Origin of the sequence: Pseudomonas sp. WC2401 (assembly GCF_041200115.1) — a bacterium.
Lineage (GTDB): Bacteria > Pseudomonadota > Gammaproteobacteria > Pseudomonadales > Pseudomonadaceae > Aquipseudomonas > Aquipseudomonas fragi.
In genome coordinates, this window is the sequence record NZ_CP165623.1 from 1,554,626 (window position 1) to 1,577,278 (window position 22,653).

A 22,653-nucleotide genomic window follows, 5' to 3' on the forward strand; every position below is an offset into this window, starting at 1 on the left:
TCACTCAAGACAACTCCGGGGCACTGATGACGCAATTGCGCCCGGCCTTCTTGGCTTGATACAGGGCCTGATCGGCGCTGTTGATCAAGCCTGCAAGCTGGTCGCCAGGTTTCACCTGGCGGGTACTGACTCCCATGCTGGTGGTGAGCCGGCGATGGGTGGGCGTCAATGGTTCCAGTTGCTCGACTGCCTGGCGAATACTCTGCGCCAGGTTATACGCGCCACTGGCATCGGTATCGCTCAGCACGACCGCAAACTCTTCGCCACCATAACGGGCCGCCAGATCGGTGGAGCGGTGCATACAGTGCCGGATTGTCTGCGCCACACGCTTCAGGGCCTCGTCCCCGTCCTGATGACCATAGGTGTCGTTGAAGTTCTTGAAGTGGTCAATGTCGAACATGATCAGCGACAGCGGTTTGCCTGAGCGCTGTGCCCGTCGCCATTCCTGTTCCAGGGTCTGGTCCAGCTTGCGTCGGTTGGCCAGCCCGGTCAGCGGGTCGGTGGTTGCCAGCGCCTCGAGCTGGCGTTCGGCACGTTGGCGCAAATGCAATTCACGGCCCAGCAACCAGGTGAGCATCAGCAGGGCGCCACATAACAACAGCGTACCGATACCGACCAAAATTGCGTTGCGCCTCCATGCGCTGAATACATCGTCAGTGGCCAGTGAGACCACCACAATCAAAGGCAGGTCACCGACCTCGGAGAAGTTGTACAGCCGCTCTTCGTCATCAATGCTGGAGAGGGCGATAAAACTGCCCCTGTGTTCCTGCAGGAAGCGGATAAACACGGGGTTGTTGCTCAGGTTGGTGTGCGCGTCGGCGGCGTCCGGTTCGGGGTGCTGGGTCAGTGGTGTGCCATCGGTGCTGATCAACCGGATAAAGCCGTGGGGTTCCAGGACCAGTCGCTGGAACAGGGTCTTGAAATAGTCCAGCTTCATCTGGGCCACCGCCACGCCGAGAAACCTGCCATCGGGGCCGGAGATCCGCCGGCTGAAGCTGATGCAGCACATGCCCTGGTTTTCGGCCGAGTCAAAAGGGTGGGAGATAAACAGGTTGTCGCTGGTGGAGTCACGGTGTTCCACAAAACTTGGCCAGTGGCTGTAGTTGACTTTGGGGGGGGCTAGTGTGCGGGAGTCGGCCACCAGGTCGCCCTGGTCATTGAGCAGGTAAAAACCGCCATTGGCCGGGGTCTGTTCGGCTTTGTCGAACAACAGCATGTGTTGCAGCGGCTGGGAGACACTGCTCAGGTCACTGCGTTTTGATACGTCGATCAGTGTGTTCAGCGCCGAGTCGTAGAGATCGACGGTGTTTTGGACATCACGCCCGACCAGTTGCACGATATTGAGTGAGGTGCGGATGGCGGCCAGTTCGGCGGTGCGGTGTTCGCGCACCAGCAGGAAGCTGACGATGCTCAGAATGGCAATGATTGAAACGGTTGTAGCGCCGATCAGCAGGCGTAGGGTGAGCACGTTATTGCGCAAGATATGCTTGATGGCCATGCTCGCTGTCGCCCTGGGTGCGGCCCCATAAAATGAATGCAATCATATAAAAAGGCCAGCTTAAAAGCTGGCCCTTTGGTCATGGATTAGAACACATCAATAGGATAGTCGACGATTACCCGGTACTCATCAACATCGTTATCCACGCTCTGGTACGCGGTGTTGCCGCGGTTGGTGGCCCAGCGCAGGGTCACAGCCAGGTCCTTGGCCTTGCCTTCCTGAATCACGTATTTGAGCCCCAGGTCACGTTCCCAGTGATGGGCGTTCTTGCCTTCGGGGTTGTACCAGTTGCTGTAGCCGATGCTGTTGGGATCAGCCTTGGTCAGGTCCAGCTCACCGCGTGAGTACGACGCACTGGCTGTGAGGCCGGCGATGCCGAGGCCGGCAAAGTCATACTCGTATTGCAGCTTCCAGGAACGCTCGTTGGGGCCGTTGAAGTCCGAGTACTGCTGCGAGTTGTCCAGGTAAACGCTGTCGCCCTGATAGATATAGTCAAAGGGCGTATTGCCGTTGACCCGCTGGTACACCGCCGTCACCTTGTGGCCGTCGATGCCCAGGGCCAGGTGCAGGCTGAAGGTGTTGTTGTCGATATCGCCCAGCAGCGCCTTGCCGGTGTCCTGGGTGTGATAGAAGTGCAGGCCGGGGTTGAGGGTGACGCCCTCGCTCAGCGTATGGGTGTAGTCGAAGTCGTAGTAGTACTGGTTCCAGATGTCCTGCAACTGGGCTGCGTACAGGTTGCTGGTGATTTCCGGTACGCCGCTCCAGGACGCGCCAGCCCAGGTGATGTGCTTGCTGCTCTGGTCGCCCAGGTCACCGTAGGTGGTGGTCAGGCGACGCATGCCGCTCTGGTTGTAGGGCTTGTCGAAACTGACCTGGCCGCCTTCGAACATCCAGCCCTCGAAGCTGGTGTTGGTCAGGCTGACACCGCGAAAGGTCTGCGGCAGCATGCGGGTTTCACCGCCGGCGATCACGGGGTTGGTGAGGAACATGTCACCGGCTTTAAGCACGGTATCGAAGGCGCGCATTTTCAGTGCGGCACCGGCAGACGAGAAGGCAGTGGGCGCTTTGCCGTTGCCATCGCTGACCGGCAGGATGCTGCTGCCATCGGTGCCGCCGCCGCCATCGAGCTTGAGCCCGAGCAGGCCATAGGCATCCAGGCCGAAGCCAACGGTGCCCTGGGTGAAGCCCGACTCGAACTTGCCGATAAAGCCCTGGCCCCATTCCTTGCTGTCATCGGCATGGGGGCTGCGGATATCGTGGTTCATATAGTAGTTGCGGGCGTGAATCTTGAGGCTGGAACCTTCGACAAAACCGTCTTGGGTAGCGTCGTCATCGGCGTGGGCGAAGGTTGGGATCGTTGCAGCCAGGGCAATGAATAACGGACTGAATTTGAGTGATGTCTTCACCAGTTTGTTGCTCCTTGAGAGTGGCGGCAGTTTTTATTTTCTTTGTAAATTCTGTTCTTGTTTGAAGGCATGCCAGTGCCGGGCATGTTTTTTTAAAACAAAAAAAAGCCGCTATGATAGCGGCTTTTGAAACAATCAGTCACATGTGTAGGCCGTGACTGACTGGGTCGGGAAGTCTGCGGGAGTGCGATCAGCTGTCCTGGACATCATCGCTGACGCTGGCTTTGGCCTGTTCAGGCTGCGGTTTTGCGTCGTTTTGATGACGTGCTGTCAGCTCTGCCTGATGCTGTTCAAATGTGGCTGCGCGGGCCGCATTTTGTGCGACAAAGGCAGGGGATTCTTCCGCCATGGCCAGGGGCGACAACAACAAAGACGACAAAACGAAAACGCTAGCCATACCCATACTGCTGGACATTTCAAAGACCTTCTTGCTTAGCAAGTGCTGTGTGATGGGTTAAATCTATAGCCCCGGGCGGGGGCGAAAAAGCCATGTTTTCGACAAGGACTTTTGCGTTTTGGGTAACAAATGCGAAGGGCGCGAGCTAGAGCGTTGTAGCAGCTGCCGAAGGAACGAGGCTGCGTTCGAGTGCGAAGCGCTCGTAAATCCTGAATGCACGTTTTTTCAGGAAAAACGTGGAGTCTGACCTTACGACGGCTTCGCCGCCGGACGCAGCCTTCGTTCCTCGGCAGCTGCTACAGGGCTACAGGTCACGTCGGCAAATACAACCCGAACGTATTAAATGCGAAGGGCGCGAGCTAGAGCGTTGTAACAGCTGCCGAAGGAACGAGGCTGCGTTCGAGTGCGAAGCGCTCGTAAATCCTGAATGCACGTTTTTTCAGGAAAAACGTGGAGTCTGACCTTACGACGGCTTCGCCGCCGATCGCAGCCTGCGTTCCTCGGCAGCTGCTACAGGGCTACAGGGCTACAGGTCACGTCGGCAAATACAACCCGAACGTATTAAATGCGAAGGGCGCGAGCTAGAGCGTTGTAGCAGCTGCCGAAGGAACGAGGCTGCGTTCGAGTGCGAAGCGCTCGTAAATCCTGAATGCACGTTTTTTCAGGAAAAACGTGGAGTCTGACCTTACGACGGCTTCGCCGCCGGACGCAGCCTGCGTTCCTCGGCAGCTGCTACAGGGCTACAGGGCTACAGGTCACGTCGGCAAATACAACCCGAACGTATTGCGCCCGCCGGCGCTGCGTACAAACACCTCGCCGCCATGCATCTGTGCAATCGCCTTGACGATGGCCAGCCCCAGCCCGTGGTTGGCGCCGCTGTTGCGGCGGGCGGCGTCGACCCGGTAGAAACGCTCGAACAAGCGCGGCAAGTGCTCCCCGGCAATCGGCTGCCCCGGGTTACTGACGCTGATCGCGGCCTGCCCGGCGGTTTGCTCGATCAGGACTTCGATCGTTTCACCGGCCTCGGTGTGCTGCACGGCATTGTTCAGCAGGTTGATCAACGCCCGGCGCAGGTGGGCTTTTTCGATATTGACCCGCGCATCGCCGCTGACCTGCACCACAACCCGGGCGTCCTCAAGAATGAACTCCAGGTATTCCAGGGTCGTCGCCACTTCGTCAGCCAGGGACGCGCTGGTCAGTTTGCTGGCCTTGCTGCCCTGGTCGGCGCTCGCCAGGAACAGCATGTCGTTGATGATGTTGCGTAGCCGTTCCAGCTCTTCAAGGTTGGATTGCAGCACCTCAAAGTAATGCTCGGCCGAACGCCCTCGGGTCAGCGCCACCTGGGTCTGGCCGATGAGGTTGGTCAGTGGTGAGCGCAGTTCATGGGCCACGTCGGCATTGAACGACTCCAGCCGGGTCCAGGCCTGCTCCACGCGGTCCAGGGTCGAGTTGAAGGCGCTGACCAGTTGGTCCAGCTCCGGCGCCAGGGGCGCCAGGTGCAAGCGCCCGGACAAGTGCGGCGGTGCCAGTTTTTGTGCGGCCTCAGACAGCTTGACCAGTGGCTTGAGACCGATGCGCGCCACCCAGTAGCCGAGCAATGAGGCCAGCAGCACGCCGATGCTCGCCAGGCTGACCAGCGCAATCAGCAGGTGATGCTGGGTCTGGCGAAAGGTCTGGGTATCGATGGCAATCAGAAAGCGCAGGGCCGGGCGCTGTTCCCTGGCGGGTATTTCGCTGCTCAGTACCTTGAACGGATAAGCCTCGCCGGGCAGGCGCAAGTCGCGCACGCCCACTGGCCCTTGGGCAAATTTGCGCACGGCGGCCTCGGGGTTACCGTACTCATAAGCCGGGTCTGAACTGATCGCCCAAAAGCGGATGCGTTTGTCTTCCTCGCTGAGCAGTTTGAGCTTGGCGCTCATCTTGGCCCAGTGCTCGGGGTTGCCGTAGCGGTTGATAGATGACTCAAGCACGCTGTAGCGGGCATCCAGCTCCGCTTCAGGCAGGCGGCCGATGCTTTTGTCGACCTGCTGGTACAGCGCCCCGCCGATCAATACAAACACCAGCAACGCCACCAGGGCGAACATCGCACTCAAACGCAGGGCGATGGAGTTCAAGGCCGTGAATCGCTTAAACACTGCGCCGCTCCAGCACATAGCCCATGCCGCGAATGGTGTGCAGCAGCTTGTGCTCGAATGGCCCGTCGAGTTTGGCGCGCAAGCGCTTGATCGCCACTTCGACCACGTTGGCGTCGCTGTCGAAGTTGATATCCCAGACCATCTCGGCAATGGCGGTCTTGGACAGGATTTCACCCTGGCGCCGCGCCAGCACACTTAGCAGCGAGAACTCCTTGGCGGTCAGGTCCAGGCGGGCGCCAGCGCGGGTGGCCTTGCGGCTGATCAAATCTATCCACAGGTCGTCGACGCTCACTTGCACCGGCTCGTGGCCGCCGCTGCGGCGGGTCAGGGCTTGCAGGCGGGCGACCAGTTCGAGAAACGAAAACGGTTTGCCCAGGTAATCGTCGGCACCTTCACGCAGCCCGCGAATACGGTCTTCGACCCGCTCACGGGCGGTGAGCATGATCACCGGGGTTTGCTTGCGCGCCCGCAAGGCCCGCAGCACGCCAAAGCCGTCGAGCCCCGGGAGCATGACATCGAGCACGATCACCGCGTAATCACTCTCCATCGCCAGGTGCAGCCCCTCGATGCCATCGCGGGCCACATCCACCGTATAGCCTTGCTCGGTCAGCCCGCGGTGCAGGTAATCGGCGGTTTTTTCTTCATCTTCAATAATCAGAACGCGCATGACCCGCCTCAGTGATCGGTTTGGAGCGATGGAACAGTCGCTCAAGCCACAAGTATATGACCGGCGTGGTAAACAGCGTCAGCGCCTGGCTCACCAGCAGCCCGCCGACCACGGCAATCCCCAGGGGCTGGCGCAGTTCGGCGCCGGTGCCGTAGCCGAGCATCAGCGGCAAGGCGCCGAGCAGGGCAGCCAGGGTGGTCATGATGATCGGCCGAAACCGTGTAAGGCACGCCTGATAGATGGCCTCTTCGGGACTCAGGCCACGGGTGCGCTGGGCATCGAGGGCAAAGTCGATCATCAGGATGCCGTTTTTCTTGACGATACCGATCAGCAATACCAGCCCGATCAGCGCCATGATCGAAAAGTCCTGGCCACATATCCACAGCATCAGCAGCGCGCCAAGCCCGGCCGAAGGCAGGGTGGAGATGATCGTCAGCGGGTGCACGAAACTCTCGTACAGCACCCCCAGAATGATGTACACCGCCACCAGCGCCGCGAGGATCAGCCACGGCTGGCTGGCCAGCGAACTTTGAAATGCCTGGGCCGCGCCCTGGAAATTGCCGCTGATGGTGCTCGGCATGCCGATATCGTTTTTCGCCTGATCGAGCATCAGCACCGCATCGCCCAGGGCCACGCCGGGCGCGAGGTTGAACGACAGGTTGGCGGCCGGGAACATGCCGTCATGGCTGATCGACAACGGCCCGCTGACGGGCGCATCGACCTTGGCCACGGCTGACAACGGCACCATATCCCCGGTCAGCGGCGAGCGCAGGTAGAAGTAATTGAGGCTCTCGGCCTTGCCGCGCTGCTGCGCGTCGACTTCCAGGATCACGTTGTACTGGTTGGTCTCGGTCTGGAACTCATTGACCTGACGCTGGCCGAAGGCGTCGTACAGCGCCTCGTCGACATCGGTGGCCGTCAGGCCGAAGCGGGCCGCTGCATTACGGTCGATGCTGATATGGGTGATGCTGCCGCCCAGTTGCAGGTCGTTGGAAAGGTCGCGAAAGGCCGGGTTGGCGCGCAGTTTTTCGGTCAGGCGCTGGGTCCAGGTGGTGAGCGTCGGCCCGTCGTTGCTCTTGAGCACATATTGATACTGGCTGCGGCTGGGGCCGGAGCTGAGGTTGATGTCCTGGCCCGCGCGCAGGTACAGAACGATGCCGGGGACCCTGGCCAGTTGCGGGCGGATGCGATCGATAAACTCGCTGGCCGACACATCGCGCTCGCCACGGTCCTTGAGGGCAATCCAGAAGCGGCCGTTGGCGATGGTCTGGTTGCTGCCGGTCACGCCCACGGCATGGGAGAACGCCTGCACGGCCGGGTCGTTGCCGATGATCCCGGCCAGCGCCAGATGCTTTTGCGTCATGTCCGGGAACGAGATATCCGAAGCCGCCTCGGTGGTGCCGAGCACAAAGCCGGTGTCCTGCACCGGAAAGAACCCCTTGGGGATCAGCACATAACCGGCGATGGCCATGCCCAGGGTCACGGCGAAAATCCCCAGCATCAGCCGCTGGTGCGCCAGGGCCCGCTTCAGGCCCTTGTCATACAGGGCCAGCAGACGCTCGCCAAAGCCCGGTTTGGCATCAGGCTGGTGTACCGGTGCGCGCATAAACAGCGCGGCCAGGGTCGGCGCCAGGGTCAGTGATACCACAACCGAAATCATGATGGTCGAGGTTGCCGTCAGGGCGAACTCCTTGAACAGCCGCCCGACCACCCCTCCCATAAACAGCAGCGGGATAAATGCCGCCACCAGCGAGAAGCTGATGGACACCACGGTAAAGCCGATCTCGCTGGCGCCCTTTATCGCCGCGTCGCGCATGCTTTCGCCAGCCTCCAGGTGGCGGTGGATGTTCTCCACCACCACGATGGCATCGTCGACCACAAACCCAACGGCCACCACAATCGCCACCAGCGTCAGGTTATTGAGGCTGAAGCCCAGCACATACATCAGTGCGAAGCTGGCGATCAGCGATACACCAAGCACTGCCGACACGATCAGGGTGGCTGACCACTGGCGCAAGAACAGCGCCATCACCGCAATCACCAGCAGCACGGCGATCAGCAGGGTGATTTCCACTTCATGCAGGGAGGCGCGGATGGTTTTGGTGCGGTCGCTCAGCACCGTGACCTCGACCGAGGCCGGGAGCATCGCCTGCAGGCCTGGCAGGGCGGCCTGGATACGGTCCACGGTGTCGACGATATTGGCCCCCGGCTGGCGCGAAATCACCAGGTTGAGCCCTGGCTGATGGCCCGACCAGGCCTGTACATAGTCGTTCTCGGAGCCGTTGATGACTCGCGCCACGTCGCGCAACTGCACGGGGGCGCCGTCCTTGTACGAGACGATCAACTGGCCGTATTCATCCGCGTCGAACAACTGGTCGTTGGTCGACAGCGTGGAGATGCTCGACGGGCCATACAGCGCGCCCTTGGCCAGGTTGAGGCTGGTTTGCTGAATGGCCAGGCGGATATCGGCGAGGGTCAGGCCGATGGCGGCCAGTTTGTCGGCCGAGGCCTGCACGCGGATCGCCGGGCGCTGCTGGCCGGTGATATTGATCAGGCCCACGCCGTCGATCTGGCTGATTTGCCGGGCCAGCAGGGTTTCAACGTAATCGCTCAGCTCGGTGCCGGGCATTTGCAGCGAGCTGATGCTGAGGATCAGCACCGGGCTGTCGGCCGGGTTGACCTTCTTCCAGGTCGGTAGCGTGGGCATGTCCTTGGGCAGTTTGCCGGACGCGGTGTTGATCGCCGCCTGTACTTCCTGGGCGGCGGTATCGATGCTTTTATTGAGGGTGAATTGCAGGGTCAGGGTGGTCGAGCCCAGGGCGCTGCTGGAGGTCATCTGGGTCATGCCGGGGATGGCGCTGAATTGCACCTCCAGCGGGGTGGCCACCGATGAGGCCATGGTGTCCGGGCTGGCGCCGGGCAATTGCGCCGACACCTGGATGGTCGGGAACTCCGCTTCAGGCAAGGGCGCCACGGGCAGTCGCGGGAAGGCAATCAGCCCCACCAGAACCAGGGCGAAGGTCAGCAGCACGGTGGCCACCGGGTGATCGACACACCAGGCGGACAGCGAGCGGCTGCGGGTCATGGCTGCACCCGGGCGGCCGTTGGCTCGCTCAGGATTTCAACCCGCGAGCCGGGCTTGAGCCGCGACTGGCCATCGCTGACCAGCGCATCGCCGGGGTTTACCCCGGTGATGATGCTCAGCTCGGTGTCCTGAAATGTCAGTTGCACCGGGACGGTTTCGACCTTGTCGCCGCTGACCCGGTAGACGAAGTAATTATCCAGCCCGCGCTGCACCACCTGCGGTGGCACTACCAGCGCGTCGCGCTGCAGGCCGGTCTGGATCTCGACATTGACCAACTGGCCGGGCCACAGGCTTTGCGTGGGGTTATCGAACTGGGCCTTGGCCTTGATCGTACCGGTGGTGGCCGAGACCTGATTGTCGATCAGGCTCAGACGGCCCTCGCCCAGTGGCGTGGCGCTGTTGTCGGCATTGCCGATAAAGGCTTTGACCCGGGCGGGTTGTTCGGCCATAAGCAGTTCGTGGAGCAGGGGCAATTGCTGCTGGGGCAGGGAGAACTCCACGGCAATGGGGTCGATCTGGGTCACGGAAAACAGCCCCTGGGCATCGCTGACCCGCAGGAAGTTGCCTGCATCCACTGCGCGAATGCCCACGCGCCCGCTGACCGGAGACTGTATTTGCGTATAGGACAACTGCACCTGCGCTGCCGCAATGGTTGCCTGGTCACCCTGTGCCGAAGCCTTGAGCTGATTGACCAGGGCTTGTTGCTGGTCGAGGGTTTGCCTGGACACGCCATTGTCCACGCTTAACAACTGGTAGCGCTTGAGGTCGACCAGTGCCACTTGCAGCTGTGCCTGATTCTGCCCCAGTTGGGCCCTGGCCTGATCGAGGCTGGCCTTGATTGAGCGGTCATCGAGTGTCGCCAGCAGATCGCCCGCGTTGACCGTCTGGCCTTCCTTGACCCGTATGTCAGTGAGGATGCCGTCAATCTGCGGGCGAATAATCACGCTGTGCAGCGACAGCACGGCGCCAATCCCGTTGATATAGCGCGGTACATCCTGTTGCTGCACATGGGCAACCCGCACCGGTATGGGTGCACCAGCCACTGATTTTCCGGGAGCAGGGCGGTTCAACCACCAGATACCGCCGCCGATAAGAGCAAGCACCAGTGTGCCCAGCAAGATTTTTTTGGTTTTATTGGGCATGCGGGATAAGCGCCGTGTGCGTGGAGTAAGGGCTTGTATAAGGGTTATAGCGTGCGGACCCGGTCAGTACAGTGACGGCTAACTGACATTACTGACAGTTTTGAGATTCGTAGCAGCTGCCGAAGGAACGAGGCTGCGTTCGGCGGCGCAGCCGTCGTAAAACCTGAGTGTGCGTTTTATCTGTAACTCCACGGTCTATGACTTTACGACGACTCCGTCGCCGAACGCAGCCTCGTTCCTTCGGCAGCTGCTACATCATTGATTTTTTACGACCAGCGAGTGCAACGCATACTGGGTGCGCAGGTATACTGCGCGGCATTGCGCCACTTGGCCTGTTTATTTCCCGTATTTCGGAGCTTTCATGACTTCTCCTACACCAACGACCGCTCCTGATGACGTGAGCGCCGAGAACCTCGATACCCCGGAAAAACCGGTAATCCCTGCGTTCACCTTCCCGTTCAAGCCTTCCGAGTTTGCCAAGGCCAAGTCCCAGGGCAAGGCGTACTACCAGAAAAGCGGCCTCGGCGGTCACGATAAAACCCCGAACGCTCCGCCTCATGGCACTCGTAAAACCATGGGCAAACGCTGATTTTACGCCCCAAAAAGTGGCAATATGCCATTAGTGTTTGTTCAGGCCTGATTAACTCCTTTAGTCATGCGCCAGATCAGTATTTGCTTAATAGGTGCGCTTAGAGTCGACGACCCTGCCGACTCTTCCCTAACACTCCGAGCGCGCCTGACATGAAAATCAATCTACCGATTACCGGCCGATCCGTTGATTTTGCCCCCGACGCCAATATCCTCTCCACCACCGATCTCGACAGTACCATCACCTACGCCAACCCTGACTTTATCCAGGTCAGCGGCTACGAACTGAGCGAGTTGCTGGGCTCCCCGCACAATCTGCTACGCCACCCCGACATGCCCGCCGCCGCCTTCAGCCATATGTGGCAGACCCTCAAGGCCGGGCGTTCGTGGATGGGTATGGTGAAAAACCGCTGTAAAAACGGCGACCATTATTGGGTCAGCGCCTATGTCACGCCGGTCACGCAGAACGGCGAAACCGTCGAGTACCAATCCGTGCGCACCCAGCCTGCACCCGAGCGGGTCGCGGTTGCCGAGGCGCATTACGCCGCCCTGCGTGCCGGGCGCAAGCCGTGGCTGCCGGTGGGGTTGCGCCTGGGGCTGGGTGGCAAGCTGGCGTTGTTTGTGAGTGCTGTCTTTGGTGCCGTCAGCGCCGTGGGCACGCTGTTGCTGGCCAGCGTCGATGCCCGGGCCGGGCTGGTGATCTGGCTGCTGGGCAGTCTGTTGAGTTCGGCAGCCATCGCCTGGATGCTGCGGCCTTTGCATGCCTTGACCCGTCGCGCCAAAGACGTGGGCGACAACCCTTTGAGCCAGCAGATTTATACCGGGCGCCGTGATGAATTCGGCCAGATCGAGTTTGCCCTGCATATGCTGGAGGCGCAGGTCGGCGCGGTGGTGGGGCGAATCGGCGATGCCTCGCAGCGTCTGGCCGGGCATGCCGGCGAGCTGGTTCAGCACCTGCAAAGCAGCCATGCCAGCACCTTGAATCAACAGCTTGAGACCGACCAGGTGGCCACTGCCATCAACGAAATGGCGGCCAGCGTGGCGCAGGTTGCAACCCATGCCCAGCAGGCCTCGCAAACCGCCGACCAGGTGCAGATCGAAACCCGTGAAGGCCACCAACTGGTGATGCAAAGCCGCAGCACGGTGCAGCACCTGGCGTCGGAGCTGGAACGGGCCACCGAGGTGGTGCATCACCTGCAAAGCCACAGCAGCGATATTTCCTCGGTGCTGGAGGTGATCCGCAGTATTGCCGAGCAAACCAACCTGCTGGCGCTCAACGCTGCCATCGAGGCGGCACGGGCGGGCGACCAGGGCCGTGGCTTTGCCGTTGTGGCCGATGAAGTGCGCGGCCTGGCCCAGCGTACGCAGCAATCGACCTGTGAAATCCAGGCCATGATCAGTGCCCTGCAAGAAGGCGCGCAGGCGGCGGTGCAGGTGATGCAGCAAAGCAGTGAGTATGCGCAAAACAGCGTTAACCAAACGCAGATGGCCAGTTGTGCGCTGGACGGGATCAGCCTGCAAGTGCAGAAAATTACCGAGATGAGCGTTCAGATCGCCGCCGCGGTCGAGGAGCAAAGTGTGGTTAGCGAAGACATCAACCGCAATATCGCCGGGATCCGCAGTGCCTGCGAGGTGACGGTGGATGCCGGCCAGCAAAGCCATCGCCATTCGGGGGATGTGGCCGACCTGGCTGCAAGCCTGCGCTCACTGGCGCAGGAGTTCTGGCAGACCCGGCGCTAAAGCGCCTCGCGCCGGATCAGGGCCATGCCGTGCTGTTCATAAAGGCGCCGGGCCCTGTGATTGTGTTCCATGACCTTGAGGTCGACGCAGGCCTCATGGCGCTGGCGGAACACTTCGAACACATGGCTCAGCAGCGCGCTGCCCAGGCCCTGACCCTGATGATGCGGGTGCACCACCAGGTCCTTGAGGTAAGCGCTGGTCCAGGCTTGAGCCACCGCGATCACCTGGCCTTCATGGAGGATGACAAAACACAGCTGCGGGTCGTACTCGGCGTCATGCAGCAGGTCGTGTTGCCAGCTGTGCAAAGGTTCGACGCTGCCCCGGCCGTCGGCGTAACCCAGGCACAGCAGGGCATGCACGGGTTGCATTAACGCCTCGCTAAGTGTCACCAGGCTAAAGCCTTCCGGCCACTGCGCGGCGGGCAATGGCTTGCGCAGGTCCTTGCGCAGTAACAGGCAATATTCGCTCATCGTGCTCAGAAACCTTGCTCGGCCACCGTGCGCGCGGCGAGGATCAGGCACTGGGTCAGCTCCGGCGAAGAGAACTTGGTCAACACCGCATTGGCCCCGGCCAGACGCGCTTTTTCGCTGTTCATCGCGCTGTTCAACGAGGTGTGCAGCAGTACATACAGGTGGGCAAAGTCCGGAGTGTCACGCACGGTGCGGGTAAAGGCGTAGCCGTCCATCTCTGACATTTCGATATCCGACACCAGCACGTTGATCTGATCCGGTGTGCCTTGCAGCTCCAGCAAGCGTTCGATGGCTTCCTTGGCGCTGCGCGCGGTGTGGCAGTGCAGGCCCAGGTTGCGCAGGGTAATTACCGACTGCTGCAGCGCTACCTGGCTGTCATCGACCACCAGAATGCGGGCATTGGCCAGCAACTTTGACTCTTCCTTGCTGAGGGTTTCGCCAGTGCTTTCAACTTTCGCCGGGGCGATGCCGTGGATGACTTTCTCGATATCCAGCACCTGTACCAGTACGCCGTCGACCTGGGTTACGCCGGTGATGTAGGAGCGCTTGCCGGAGCCGTAGGGTGGTGGACGGATATCGGTGCTCAGGCAGTGCACGATTTTGCTGACGGCCTGCACATGCAGCCCCTGCTTGGAACGGCTGACATCGGTGACGATCAGGCAGCCGCCATCGGGATCGAGCAGCGGTTGCTCGCCAATGGCACGGCTCAGGTCGATCACCGACAGTGATGCGCCGCGCAACACCGCGATGCCTTTCACGTTGGGGTGGGATTCGGGCATTTTGGTCAGTGGCGGGCAGGGAATGATTTCGCTGACCTTGAGCAGGTTGATCGCCAACAACTTGCCGCTGCGCAGAGTGAAGAGCAGGAGGGAGAGTGAATCTGCGCGGGCATTGTTCGATGACATAAAAATCTTCTGTGGTGGGAGCGATACAGGGTTATCGGCGTGAATAGGAGGGGCTTTAACCGGCCGGCATAAATCCCCTTGTAGCAGCTGCCGAGCCTGCGAGGCTGCGTTCGGCGTGATGCGGCACCCCGACGTAGCCGTCGTAAACCCTGAGAGTCGGTTTTGACTGGCACACCACAGAGTCTGATTTCACGACGGCTGCGCCGCCGGACGCAGCCTGCGTTCCTCGGCAGCTGCTACGGGATCAGGGTTTCAGGCCCAGGCGCTTGGCCATGCGCCCCAGATTCGCCCGATCCAGCCCCAGCTCCCGTGCCGCACTGGCCCAGTTGTGCTGATGGCGTTCGAGGCAGGCGCTGATCAATTGGCGCTGGTAGTTTTCGGTGGCCTGGCGCAAGTCGCCCATGGCGTCCGGCACGCTCTGGGGCTCGATCACCGCAGCGCTGGCGCTGGAGGTCGGCAAGTCCAGATCCGCCGCCGTCAGGGTCAAAATACGTGGCCGCGTGCTGCAATTGCCCAGCGCTTTAAGGGCGCTGCGGCCAATCAGGTGCTCCAGCTCGCGAACATTGCCCGGCCACGAATACTGCACCAGCGCCGCTTGCGCGTCTGGGCTCAGGCGCAAGCTGCCCAGGCCCATGCGCGAGCGGTTCTGCTCCAGGAAAAAACCGCTCAACAACAGCACATCGCGGCCGCGTTCACGCAAGGCCGGCACCCTGAGCGGGTATACGCTCAAGCGATGGTAGAAGTCGGCCCGGTAACGGCCGCTGCGCACTTCTTCGGCCAGATCGCGGTTGGTGGCCGCGATCAGGCGCACATCAACCCGGTGTTCCTGGTCCGAGCCCAAGCGCTGTAACTGCCCGCTTTGCAGCACCCGCAGCAACTTGGCCTGCACGGTCAGCGACAGCTCGCCCACCTCGTCGAGAAACAGCGTACCGCCATTGGCCAGCTCGAACTTGCCGCGTCGATCCTGGGTGGCGCCGGTAAAGGCGCCGCGCACATGGCCGAACAGCTCGCTCTCCACCAAGGTGTCGGGCAGGGCCGCGCAGTTGAGGCTGATCAGCGGTTTGTCCGCGCGTGGCGAGGCGGCATGAATGGCCTGGGCCACCAGCTCCTTGCCGACCCCGGTTTCGCCGGTAATCAAGACCGTCAGGTCACTGCCACCCACCAGGGCGATTTCTTCAAGCAGGCGTTTATGCACCTTGCTCTGGCCAATCAGCTCCTTGTTGGGCGAATCGTTGGCCTGTCGATAGAGTTCGGCTTTTTGTCGTTCATCCTCAACCCGCAACGCCAGGCGCTCGATCCGCTGGGCCACATTGACCGTGGCCGCGGCCAGGCTGGCAAAGGCCTGCAGGTCGTCCAGCGAGACCGGTTCGAAGCGTTTGGAGTCCAGTGCGTCGAGGGTCAGCAGGCCCCAGGGGCGCTCTTCGACAAACAGCGGGCAGCCCATGCAGTCGTGGACCTCCAGGTGCTCGGCCAGCCCGTCGACCAGGCCATCATAGGGGTCAGGCAGCTCGCAGTTGCTGGGGAAGCGCGTGGGCCCGGGGCTGGCGAGCAACGCCTGAAAGCGCGGGTGCTCGCTGACTTTGAAGCGTCGCCCCAAGGTATCCAGGCTCAAGCCGTCGACGGCCAGCGGCACCAGCCATTCGCCGTCCAGTCGCAGCAGGGCTGCGGCGTCGCAGGGCAGCAGTGTGCGCAAGGCATGCAGCAGGCGCCGATAGCGTTCGCTCTCGGGCAGGTCGCGGGACAGATCGTCCACCAGCGGCAGTAGGGTGGTCAGCAGCAGTTTTGCAGTCATTTTGACCTCGTGTAGTCTTTAAGACTATAAGTCAGCATGAGTCATAATGACTATATATTATTTAAGTACTTGTTTTTAAAGGCTTAAATAGTTGGCACGGAAACTGATATGTAAAAGGTAATTGTTAAAGCCTACGTGCTCAGGAGTCACCCTTATGCTTACTGCTCAGGATCGTGCCATCGTAAAATCCACCGTGCCACTGCTGGAAAGCGGCGGTGAAGGGCTGATCACACACTTCTATCGCATGATGCTCTCGGAATACCCGCAAGTGCGCTCATTGTTCAACCCGGCCAACCAGGCCAGCGGCGACCAGCCGCGGGCACTGGCCACCGGTGTGCTGATGTATGCGCGGCATATCGATCAGCTCGACCAGTTGGGCGACTTGGTAGCCAGGATCATCAACAAGCATGTTGCGCTGCAAATCCTTCCCGAACACTACCCGATTGTCGGCAGCTGCCTGTTGCGGGCCATCGAGGAAGTGCTGGGCAGCGACATCGCCACCCCGCAAGTGCTCAGTGCCTGGGGCGCAGCCTATAACCAGCTGGCCGATATCCTGATTGGTGCCGAAGCGGCCATTTACGACGAAAAAGCGGCGGCTCCGGGTGGCTGGCGTGGCGGGCGTGAATTCAAACTGGCAGCCAAGGTCGAAGAAAGCGCTGAAATCACCTCCTTTTACTTCCGCCCGGTCGACCAGCAGCCGATTCTCGATTTCGCCCCGGGCCAGTATATCGGCCTGAAAATGATGATCGATGGTGAAGAAGTGCGCCGCAACTACTCCCTGTCCGCACTGGCCCAAGTCGGGCGCTACCGGATCAGCGTCAAGCGCGAGAAAGGTGGGGTGGTGTCAAACTTCCTGCATGACCGTTTGAATGTGGGCGACACCCTGGAGCTGTTCCCGCCTGCAGGCGAGTTCACCCTGACTGACAGCGACAAACCGCTGGTGCTGATCAGCGGTGGCGTGGGTATTACCCCGACGCTGGCGATGCTTGAAGCGGCGCTGGCGACAAAGCGCCCGATCCATTTTATCCACTGTGCCCGTAATGCCGATGTACATGCCTTCCGCACCTGGGTCGATGAACTGGCTGCCCAGCACCCACAACTGCAGCGTTTTTACTGCTACGACGAGCAGGGCGAATCTGCAAATCATGTAGGCCTTTTAACAGAGGACGTGCTGGCACAATGGTTGCCGCAAGAGCGTGACCTGGATGCCTACTTCCTGGGGCCAAAAGGCTTTATGGGCGCGGTCAAGCGCCACCTCAAAGCCCTGGGTGTGCCGGAGCAGCAAAGCCGCTACGAGTTCTTTGGCCCGGCGGCAGAGCTGAACTAAGGCTTATTCGCGGGGATAGGTGGGAGCGGGCTTGCTCGCGATGCAGACCACGCGGCCTGTCAGGCAGGCCATGTCGATGCCATCGCGGGCAAGCCCGGCTCCCACAGGTGGTGCATGGCCGAAGTTGTTGCATCGTTTAATCCCCCATTAATCCCCCTGCGACACTTTCCCTGTAACGTTCAGATACATCCAGGCATCCGGTCTGGGTGTAAACTGTACGCCTTACACATAAACAGGCTAAGGGACGCGGGATGACCAATGACATGTTGCAACTGGGTCGGGAGAAGCGCTTCCTGGTCCTGCTCGGGCTGATCTGCCTGGCGCTGATTGGCGGTGCACTCTATATGCAGATCGTGCTCGGTGAAGCACCGTGCCCACTGTGTATCCTGCAACGCTATGCCCTGTTGCTGATCGCCATCTTTGCTTTTATCGGTGCGGCCATGCCGAGCCGGCGCAGCCTTACGGTATGTGAAGTGCTGGTGGTGCTGAGCGCCATTGGCGGCATCATTGCTGCCGCGCGTCATGTGTATATCCTCGCCAATCCGGCAGTAAGCTGCGGTCTTGATGCCTTGCAGCCGATTGTCGACGGCCTGCCGCTGGCGGCGATCTTCCCTTTGGGATTTCAGGTCGACGGCTTTTGCTCAACGCCCTACCCGCCGGTACTCGGCCTGTCGCTGGCGCAGTGGGCGCTGGTGGCCTTTGTGCTGACCGCCGTGCTGGTGCCGCTGGGCATCTATCGCAACCGGAGCAAATCGAGCTGAGCAACGGCTAAATTGTGTTCAGGCGGCCTCGTTCTTCTTCTGGATGTGCGGGGCGTTTTTTTGTCCGTACATAAATGTAAAGAGGGTGTGAGCCGAGCGTCGAAAATGGGTGTGCGACACTGCGACATATTGTCACGGATGGCGTGTCGCAGGCCGTGCCTTTGTCTGACAAGCGGTCTTTTAAAGGTATGACTTTGTGTAACATGCCTGAGGTATTTTGACGCTGGGGGGAGGGTTGAAAAGTGCCTGGAGAGACTCCATGCAAATTGGCTCAAGCCCTTTTTATTTGGGCGTTTAAGCGGGTTCGGGGGGAGGCGGGATGCGCTAAAAAGGGGCGTTCTGATTGAGGGGTTGTGGCGTGCTACAGCCCTGATTTTGAGGGGCGTTTCAACGCGGGGCGTAATAATAGGTGGGGATTGTTACCGTGGCCGAGAAGAATTATTTCCGAATGAGACGTGGTTTATAGAGAGCTACCTAACTACAATCGCCCGCACTGAACGTCCAGCCTGCTCATCCCTGAGCCCAAGCGGGAAGTTGAAGGCCGACTGGGTTGTTCAATACAGGCGTCCCATGCGACTCCCAGGTACTGGCAACCCTTCTAAGTTCCGCACCAAATGGAATTGGTCTGTGACAAGGCCATTGACCACGTATCGAATAAGAAATCACTGCTAACCCGGAATTTGCCCGTTCGCCTGATGGTGATAGAGCAGGCTTTCATTCAATTCCGGAAAAGAGCCAACCCTTGGCAGGGCGAAGTGTTGGCGAAAAAAACCAACTGCATTGTGCAAGCTGTTTTAGAGGTCGTGAGATGACTAAAAAAAGGTACCCCAGACTCCTTGGCTTATTGCCACTTTTCGGCACGTTGTTGCTGGGAGGTTGCAACATGACATTGCTCGATCCGGTGGGGCAGGTCGGGATCGAAGAGCGGAATCTGATCATCACTGCAACACTGCTGATGCTTCTGGTCGTGGTGCCGGTCATCATTATGACCCTGGTATTTGCGTGGAAATATCGCGCGTCGAACACCAGCGCTACCTACACACCAAAGTGGTCGCACTCCACCAAGATCGAAGTCGTGATCTGGACTGTGCCAATTCTGATCATCATCGCCCTGGGCGTGATCACCTACAAGTCGACCCACGCGCTGGACCCGTATCGTCCGCTCGAGTCTGACGTCAAGCCGATTACCATCGAAGTGGTGGCAATGGACTGGAAGTGGATGTTCATCTACCCGGAACAGGGTATCGCCACCGTCAACAAGATCGTGTTCCCGGCCAACACCCCGGTCAATTTCCGTATCACCTCTGACACGGTCATGAACTCGTTCTTCATTCCAGGCCTGGGCGGTCAGATCTACGCCATGGCCGGCATGACGACCAAGCTGCACCTGATTGCCAACCGCAACGCTGAAATGGAAGGCATCTCTGCCAACTACAGCGGTGCCGGTTTCACTGGCATGAAATTCAAAGCGATCGCGACTTCTCAGGCTGACTTTGATGCCTGGGTAAGTGAAGTCAAAGCGTCACCTAAACAGCTTGATGAAGCTGCTTATGCCGCCTTGTCCGTATCCAGTCAGAACAATCCCGTTGAGCTGTTCTCCTCGTACACACCGAACCTGTTTCAGAAAATCGTCGACAAGTACGAAGGTATGACACCAGGCAAACCGGTGAAGCACGAGAAGAAAGAAGTGGCCGGGAACGACGTGGCGGACACGAGTGAGCATTCAGCTGCCGGGGCAGAGGAGTAAACGATGTTTGGTAAATTAAGTTGGGAAGCGGTCCCGTTCCACGAGCCGATCGTGATGGTGACCATCGCCATGATCGCGCTGGGTGGTCTGGCACTGTTTGCAGCAATCACCTACTTCAAGAAGTGGACCTACCTGTGGACCGAATGGCTAACGTCAGTCGACCACAAGAAAATCGGCGTGATGTACATCATCGTCGCCATGATCATGCTGCTGCGCGGCTTTGCCGACGCCGTGATGATGCGTACCCAGCTGGCCATGGCCACCGAGGGTTCGCCTGGCTACCTGCCACCTGAACACTATGACCAGATCTTCACCGCTCACGGTGTGATCATGATCATCTTCATGGCGATGCCATTCTTCACCGGCCTGATGAACCTTGCAGTGCCGCTGCAGATCGGCGCCCGTGACGTGGCCTACCCGTTCCTGAACTCCCTGAGCTTCTGGCTGCTGGTATCCGGCGTTGTGCTGGTCAACCTGTCGCTGGGCGTCGGCGAGTTCGCCAAGACCGGTTGGGTTGCTTATCCGCCGCTGTCGGGCTTGCAGTACAGTCCGGGCGTGGGGATGGATTACTACATCTGGGCTCTACAGCTATCGGGGTTAGGTACGACGTTAACCGGGGTCAACTTCCTGGCGACTGTTCTGAAGATGCGTGCCCCTGGCATGAAACTGATGGACATGCCGATCTTCACCTGGACCTGCACCTGGGCAAACGTCCTGATCGTGGCTTCGTTCCCGATCCTGACCGCTACCCTGGCACTGCTGACACTTGACCGTTACATGGATTTCCACATTTTCACCAATGAACTTGGTGGCAATCCAATGATGTACGTCAACCTGTTCTGGGCGTGGGGTCACCCTGAGGTTTACATCCTCATTCTGCCGGCGTTCGGTATCTTCTCCGAAGTGATCTCCACGTTCACCGGCAAGCGTCTGTTCGGTCACCACTCGATGGTCTACGCCTCCGGCGCGATCTCGGTACTGGGCTTCATGGTTTGGCTGCACCACTTCTTCACCATGGGTTCGGGTGCAAGCGTCAACGCCTTCTTCGGTCTGGCGACGATGCTGATTTCCATCCCGACGGGTGTGAAGCTGTTCAACTGGCTGTTCACCATCTACCAGGGCCGTCTGCGCTTCACCAGCCAGGTTCTGTGGACCCTGGGCTTTATGGTGACCTTCGCCATCGGCGGCATGACTGGCGTACTGCTGGCCATCCCGGGTGCTGACTTCGTACTGCACAACAGCCTGTTCGTTATTGCTCACTTCCATAACGTGATCATCGGCGGCGCAGTATTCGGTTACATCGCAGGCTTCAGCTTCTACTTCCCTAAAGCGTTCGGCTTCAAGTTGAACGAGAAGTGGGGCAAGGCAGCGTTCTGGTTCTGGATCGTCGGCTTCTTCATCGCCTTCATGCCGCTCTATGCACTGGGCTTCATGGGCATGACCCGTCGTCTGAACGCCAGCACCAACCCTGAGTGGGTGCCTTACCTGTACGTTGCCCTGTTCGGCGCAATCCTGATCGCTTGCGGTATCGCCAGCCAGCTGATCCAGCTGTACGTCAGTATCCGTGACCGTAACAAGCCAGAGAACGCCTGCGAATTCGGCGATCCTTGGAATGCACACACGCTGGAATGGTCGACTTCGTCGCCACCACCGTTCTACAACTTCGCTGTACTGCCAAAAGTCGACGGTATCGACCCGTTCACCGAAGCCAAGGAAAACGGTACTGCGTACCAGGCTCCGGCCAAGTACGAGCCGATCCACATGCCGAACAACACGGCAACGGGTGTGTACATGGGTGCACTGCTGACCGTCTTCGGTTTTGCAATGATCTGGCACATCTGGTGGCTGGCCATCGTTGGTCTGGTTGGCACCGTCGTGGTCTTCGTGGCTCACGCTGCACGTGACGACCAGGGCTACATGGTGCCGGTAGAGACTATCGAACGCATCGAGGCCGAGCAGCACAAGCGTCTGGTAGCCGCCAAAGCAATCCCGGCTACTCGTGTTGAAACCAAGTTGGAACAGGCTTAAACCATGTCGAACTTAGCGACCACTGCTGGACACGCTCATGGTCATGACCATGGGCACGACGACCATCACCACGACTCGGGCGAGACTACCGTATTCGGTTTCTGGCTCTACCTGATGACCGACTGCATCTTGTTTGCGTCGATCTTCGCGGTATACGCGGTATTGGTGAACAACGTTGCAGGTGGCCCGTCGGGCCACGACATCTTCGAACTGCCTTATGTACTGGGTGAAACCGCCCTGTTGCTGTTCAGCTCGATCACCTACGGCTTCGCCATGCTGGCGTTGTTCAAGGGCAAGAAACAGCAGGTGCTGTTCTGGCTGGGCATGACGTTCCTGCTTGGTGCAGGCTTCATCGCCATGGAAATCAACGAGTTCCACCTGTTGATCTCCGAGGGCTACGGCCCTAGCCGTTCGGGCTTCCTGTCTGGCTTCTTCACCCTGGTCGGTACCCACGGTCTGCACGTGACCAGCGGTCTGATCTGGATGGCGATCATGATGTACCAGGTGCAGAAAAACGGCCTGACCTCGACCAACAAGACCCGCCTGAGCTGCCTGAGCCTGTTCTGGCACTTCCTGGACGTGGTCTGGATCTGCGTATTCACCGTTGTTTACCTGATGGGGACTTTGTAATGGCTAACGCACATTCCGACGGCGCCAACCACGGCAGCGTGAAGTCCTACGCGATCGGCTTCATCCTGTCGGTGATCCTGACCGTTATTCCGTTCGGGCTGGTGATGTACCCATCGCTGCCCAAATTCACCACCCTGGCGATCGTGCTGTTGTTCGCCGTGGTGCAAGTGGTTGTTCACCTGGTGTACTTCCTGCACCTGGACCGCTCGCCTGCACAACGCAACAACGTCACCGCGCTGGTATTTGCTGCGCTGGTAATTGTGCTGCTGGTGGGCTTGTCCCTGTGGATCATGTTCAGCATCCACACTGAAATGATGGCGAAGTGAGGTAAGACC

General features: G+C 59.7%; 18 protein-coding genes. 8 read left to right on the forward strand and 10 right to left on the reverse strand.

The features are described from left to right. Window positions 1-4: 4 nt before the first annotated feature. The 7 genes from AB3G35_RS07125 to AB3G35_RS07155 all read right to left on the reverse strand — a co-directional run bounded on the left by AB3G35_RS07125 (window position 5) and on the right by AB3G35_RS07155 (window position 10,330). Window positions 5-1,498 (reverse strand): sensor domain-containing diguanylate cyclase, encoded by a 1,494-nt coding sequence (locus AB3G35_RS07125; protein ID WP_169882479.1) that lies wholly within the window; start codon window positions 1,496-1,498, stop codon window positions 5-7. 86 nt (window positions 1,499-1,584) lie between these two features. Then, on the reverse strand, window positions 1,585-2,904 hold the full coding sequence (locus AB3G35_RS07130) for an OprD family porin (RefSeq protein WP_169845835.1): 1,320 nt from the start codon (window positions 2,902-2,904) through the stop codon (window positions 1,585-1,587). A gap of 190 nt (window positions 2,905-3,094) precedes the next feature. Beyond that, entirely contained in the window at window positions 3,095-3,319 is a 225-nt protein-coding gene (locus AB3G35_RS07135) for a hypothetical protein (RefSeq protein ID WP_016779540.1), read from the reverse strand. Window positions 3,320-4,056: 737 nt separating this feature from the next. Then, the gene (locus AB3G35_RS07140) at window positions 4,057-5,454 is read right to left on the reverse strand and encodes a heavy metal sensor histidine kinase (protein WP_369782423.1); all 1,398 of its coding nucleotides are present in this window, start codon (window positions 5,452-5,454) and stop codon (window positions 4,057-4,059) included. Further along, the gene (locus AB3G35_RS07145; protein ID WP_016779542.1) at window positions 5,429-6,103 is read right to left on the reverse strand and encodes a heavy metal response regulator transcription factor; all 675 of its coding nucleotides are present in this window, start codon (window positions 6,101-6,103) and stop codon (window positions 5,429-5,431) included. The genes AB3G35_RS07140 and AB3G35_RS07145 overlap by 26 nt, the downstream gene beginning before the upstream one ends. Further along, entirely contained in the window at window positions 6,084-9,188 is a 3,105-nt protein-coding gene (locus AB3G35_RS07150) for a multidrug efflux RND transporter permease subunit (protein WP_369782424.1), read from the reverse strand. Before AB3G35_RS07150 ends, AB3G35_RS07145 begins: the two co-directional genes overlap by 20 nt. After that, window positions 9,185-10,330: an efflux RND transporter periplasmic adaptor subunit gene (locus tag AB3G35_RS07155; protein WP_134049313.1), complete on the reverse strand. Its 1,146-nt coding sequence runs from the start codon at window positions 10,328-10,330 to the stop codon at window positions 9,185-9,187. Before AB3G35_RS07155 ends, AB3G35_RS07150 begins: the two co-directional genes overlap by 4 nt. Window positions 10,331-10,691: 361 nt before the next feature. Between AB3G35_RS07155 and AB3G35_RS07160 the strand changes: the two genes are divergently transcribed. Beyond that, the gene (locus tag AB3G35_RS07160; protein WP_029611247.1) at window positions 10,692-10,919 is read left to right on the forward strand and encodes a hypothetical protein; all 228 of its coding nucleotides are present in this window, start codon (window positions 10,692-10,694) and stop codon (window positions 10,917-10,919) included. A gap of 152 nt (window positions 10,920-11,071) precedes the next feature. Next, the gene (locus AB3G35_RS07165; protein WP_086795891.1) at window positions 11,072-12,658 is read left to right on the forward strand and encodes a PAS domain-containing methyl-accepting chemotaxis protein; all 1,587 of its coding nucleotides are present in this window, start codon (window positions 11,072-11,074) and stop codon (window positions 12,656-12,658) included. Here AB3G35_RS07165 and AB3G35_RS07170 read toward each other — a convergent pair. The 3 genes from AB3G35_RS07170 to norR all read right to left on the reverse strand — a co-directional run bounded on the left by AB3G35_RS07170 (window position 12,655) and on the right by norR (window position 15,825). Further along, on the reverse strand, window positions 12,655-13,128 hold the full coding sequence (locus AB3G35_RS07170) for a GNAT family N-acetyltransferase (protein WP_134049317.1): 474 nt from the start codon (window positions 13,126-13,128) through the stop codon (window positions 12,655-12,657). The genes AB3G35_RS07165 and AB3G35_RS07170 overlap by 4 nt on opposite strands. 5 nt (window positions 13,129-13,133) lie before the next feature. Further along, a complete protein-coding gene (locus AB3G35_RS07175) occupies window positions 13,134-14,033 on the reverse strand; it encodes a chemotaxis protein (RefSeq protein ID WP_029611248.1) in 900 nt (299 codons plus the stop codon). Between the two features lie 244 nt (window positions 14,034-14,277). Next, window positions 14,278-15,825: a nitric oxide reductase transcriptional regulator NorR gene (gene norR, locus AB3G35_RS07180; RefSeq protein WP_169910866.1), complete on the reverse strand. Its 1,548-nt coding sequence runs from the start codon at window positions 15,823-15,825 to the stop codon at window positions 14,278-14,280. A gap of 154 nt (window positions 15,826-15,979) precedes the next feature. On the opposite strand from norR, the gene hmpA reads away from it, so the two are divergent. From hmpA to cyoD, 6 genes are all read left to right on the forward strand, one after another. After that, a complete protein-coding gene (gene hmpA, locus AB3G35_RS07185; RefSeq protein ID WP_086795893.1) occupies window positions 15,980-17,152 on the forward strand; it encodes an NO-inducible flavohemoprotein in 1,173 nt (390 codons plus the stop codon). A 251-nt stretch (window positions 17,153-17,403) separates the two neighbouring features. After that, window positions 17,404-17,913, forward strand: a complete 510-nt coding sequence (locus AB3G35_RS07190) for a disulfide bond formation protein B (RefSeq protein WP_169910864.1) — start codon at window positions 17,404-17,406, stop codon at window positions 17,911-17,913. A gap of 808 nt (window positions 17,914-18,721) precedes the next feature. Continuing rightward, complete coding sequence (cyoA, locus tag AB3G35_RS07195; RefSeq protein WP_029611249.1) at window positions 18,722-19,660, forward strand: ubiquinol oxidase subunit II; 939 nt, start codon at window positions 18,722-18,724, stop codon at window positions 19,658-19,660. Between the two features lie 3 nt (window positions 19,661-19,663). Beyond that, a complete protein-coding gene (cyoB, locus tag AB3G35_RS07200) occupies window positions 19,664-21,688 on the forward strand; it encodes a cytochrome o ubiquinol oxidase subunit I (RefSeq protein WP_016779554.1) in 2,025 nt (674 codons plus the stop codon). Between the two features lie 3 nt (window positions 21,689-21,691). Further along, window positions 21,692-22,318 (forward strand): cytochrome o ubiquinol oxidase subunit III, encoded by a 627-nt coding sequence (locus AB3G35_RS07205; RefSeq protein ID WP_029611250.1) that lies wholly within the window; start codon window positions 21,692-21,694, stop codon window positions 22,316-22,318. Then, window positions 22,318-22,644 (forward strand): cytochrome o ubiquinol oxidase subunit IV, encoded by a 327-nt coding sequence (gene cyoD, locus AB3G35_RS07210; protein ID WP_016779556.1) that lies wholly within the window; start codon window positions 22,318-22,320, stop codon window positions 22,642-22,644. The genes AB3G35_RS07205 and cyoD overlap by 1 nt, the downstream gene beginning before the upstream one ends. Window positions 22,645-22,653: the final 9 nt, after the last annotated feature.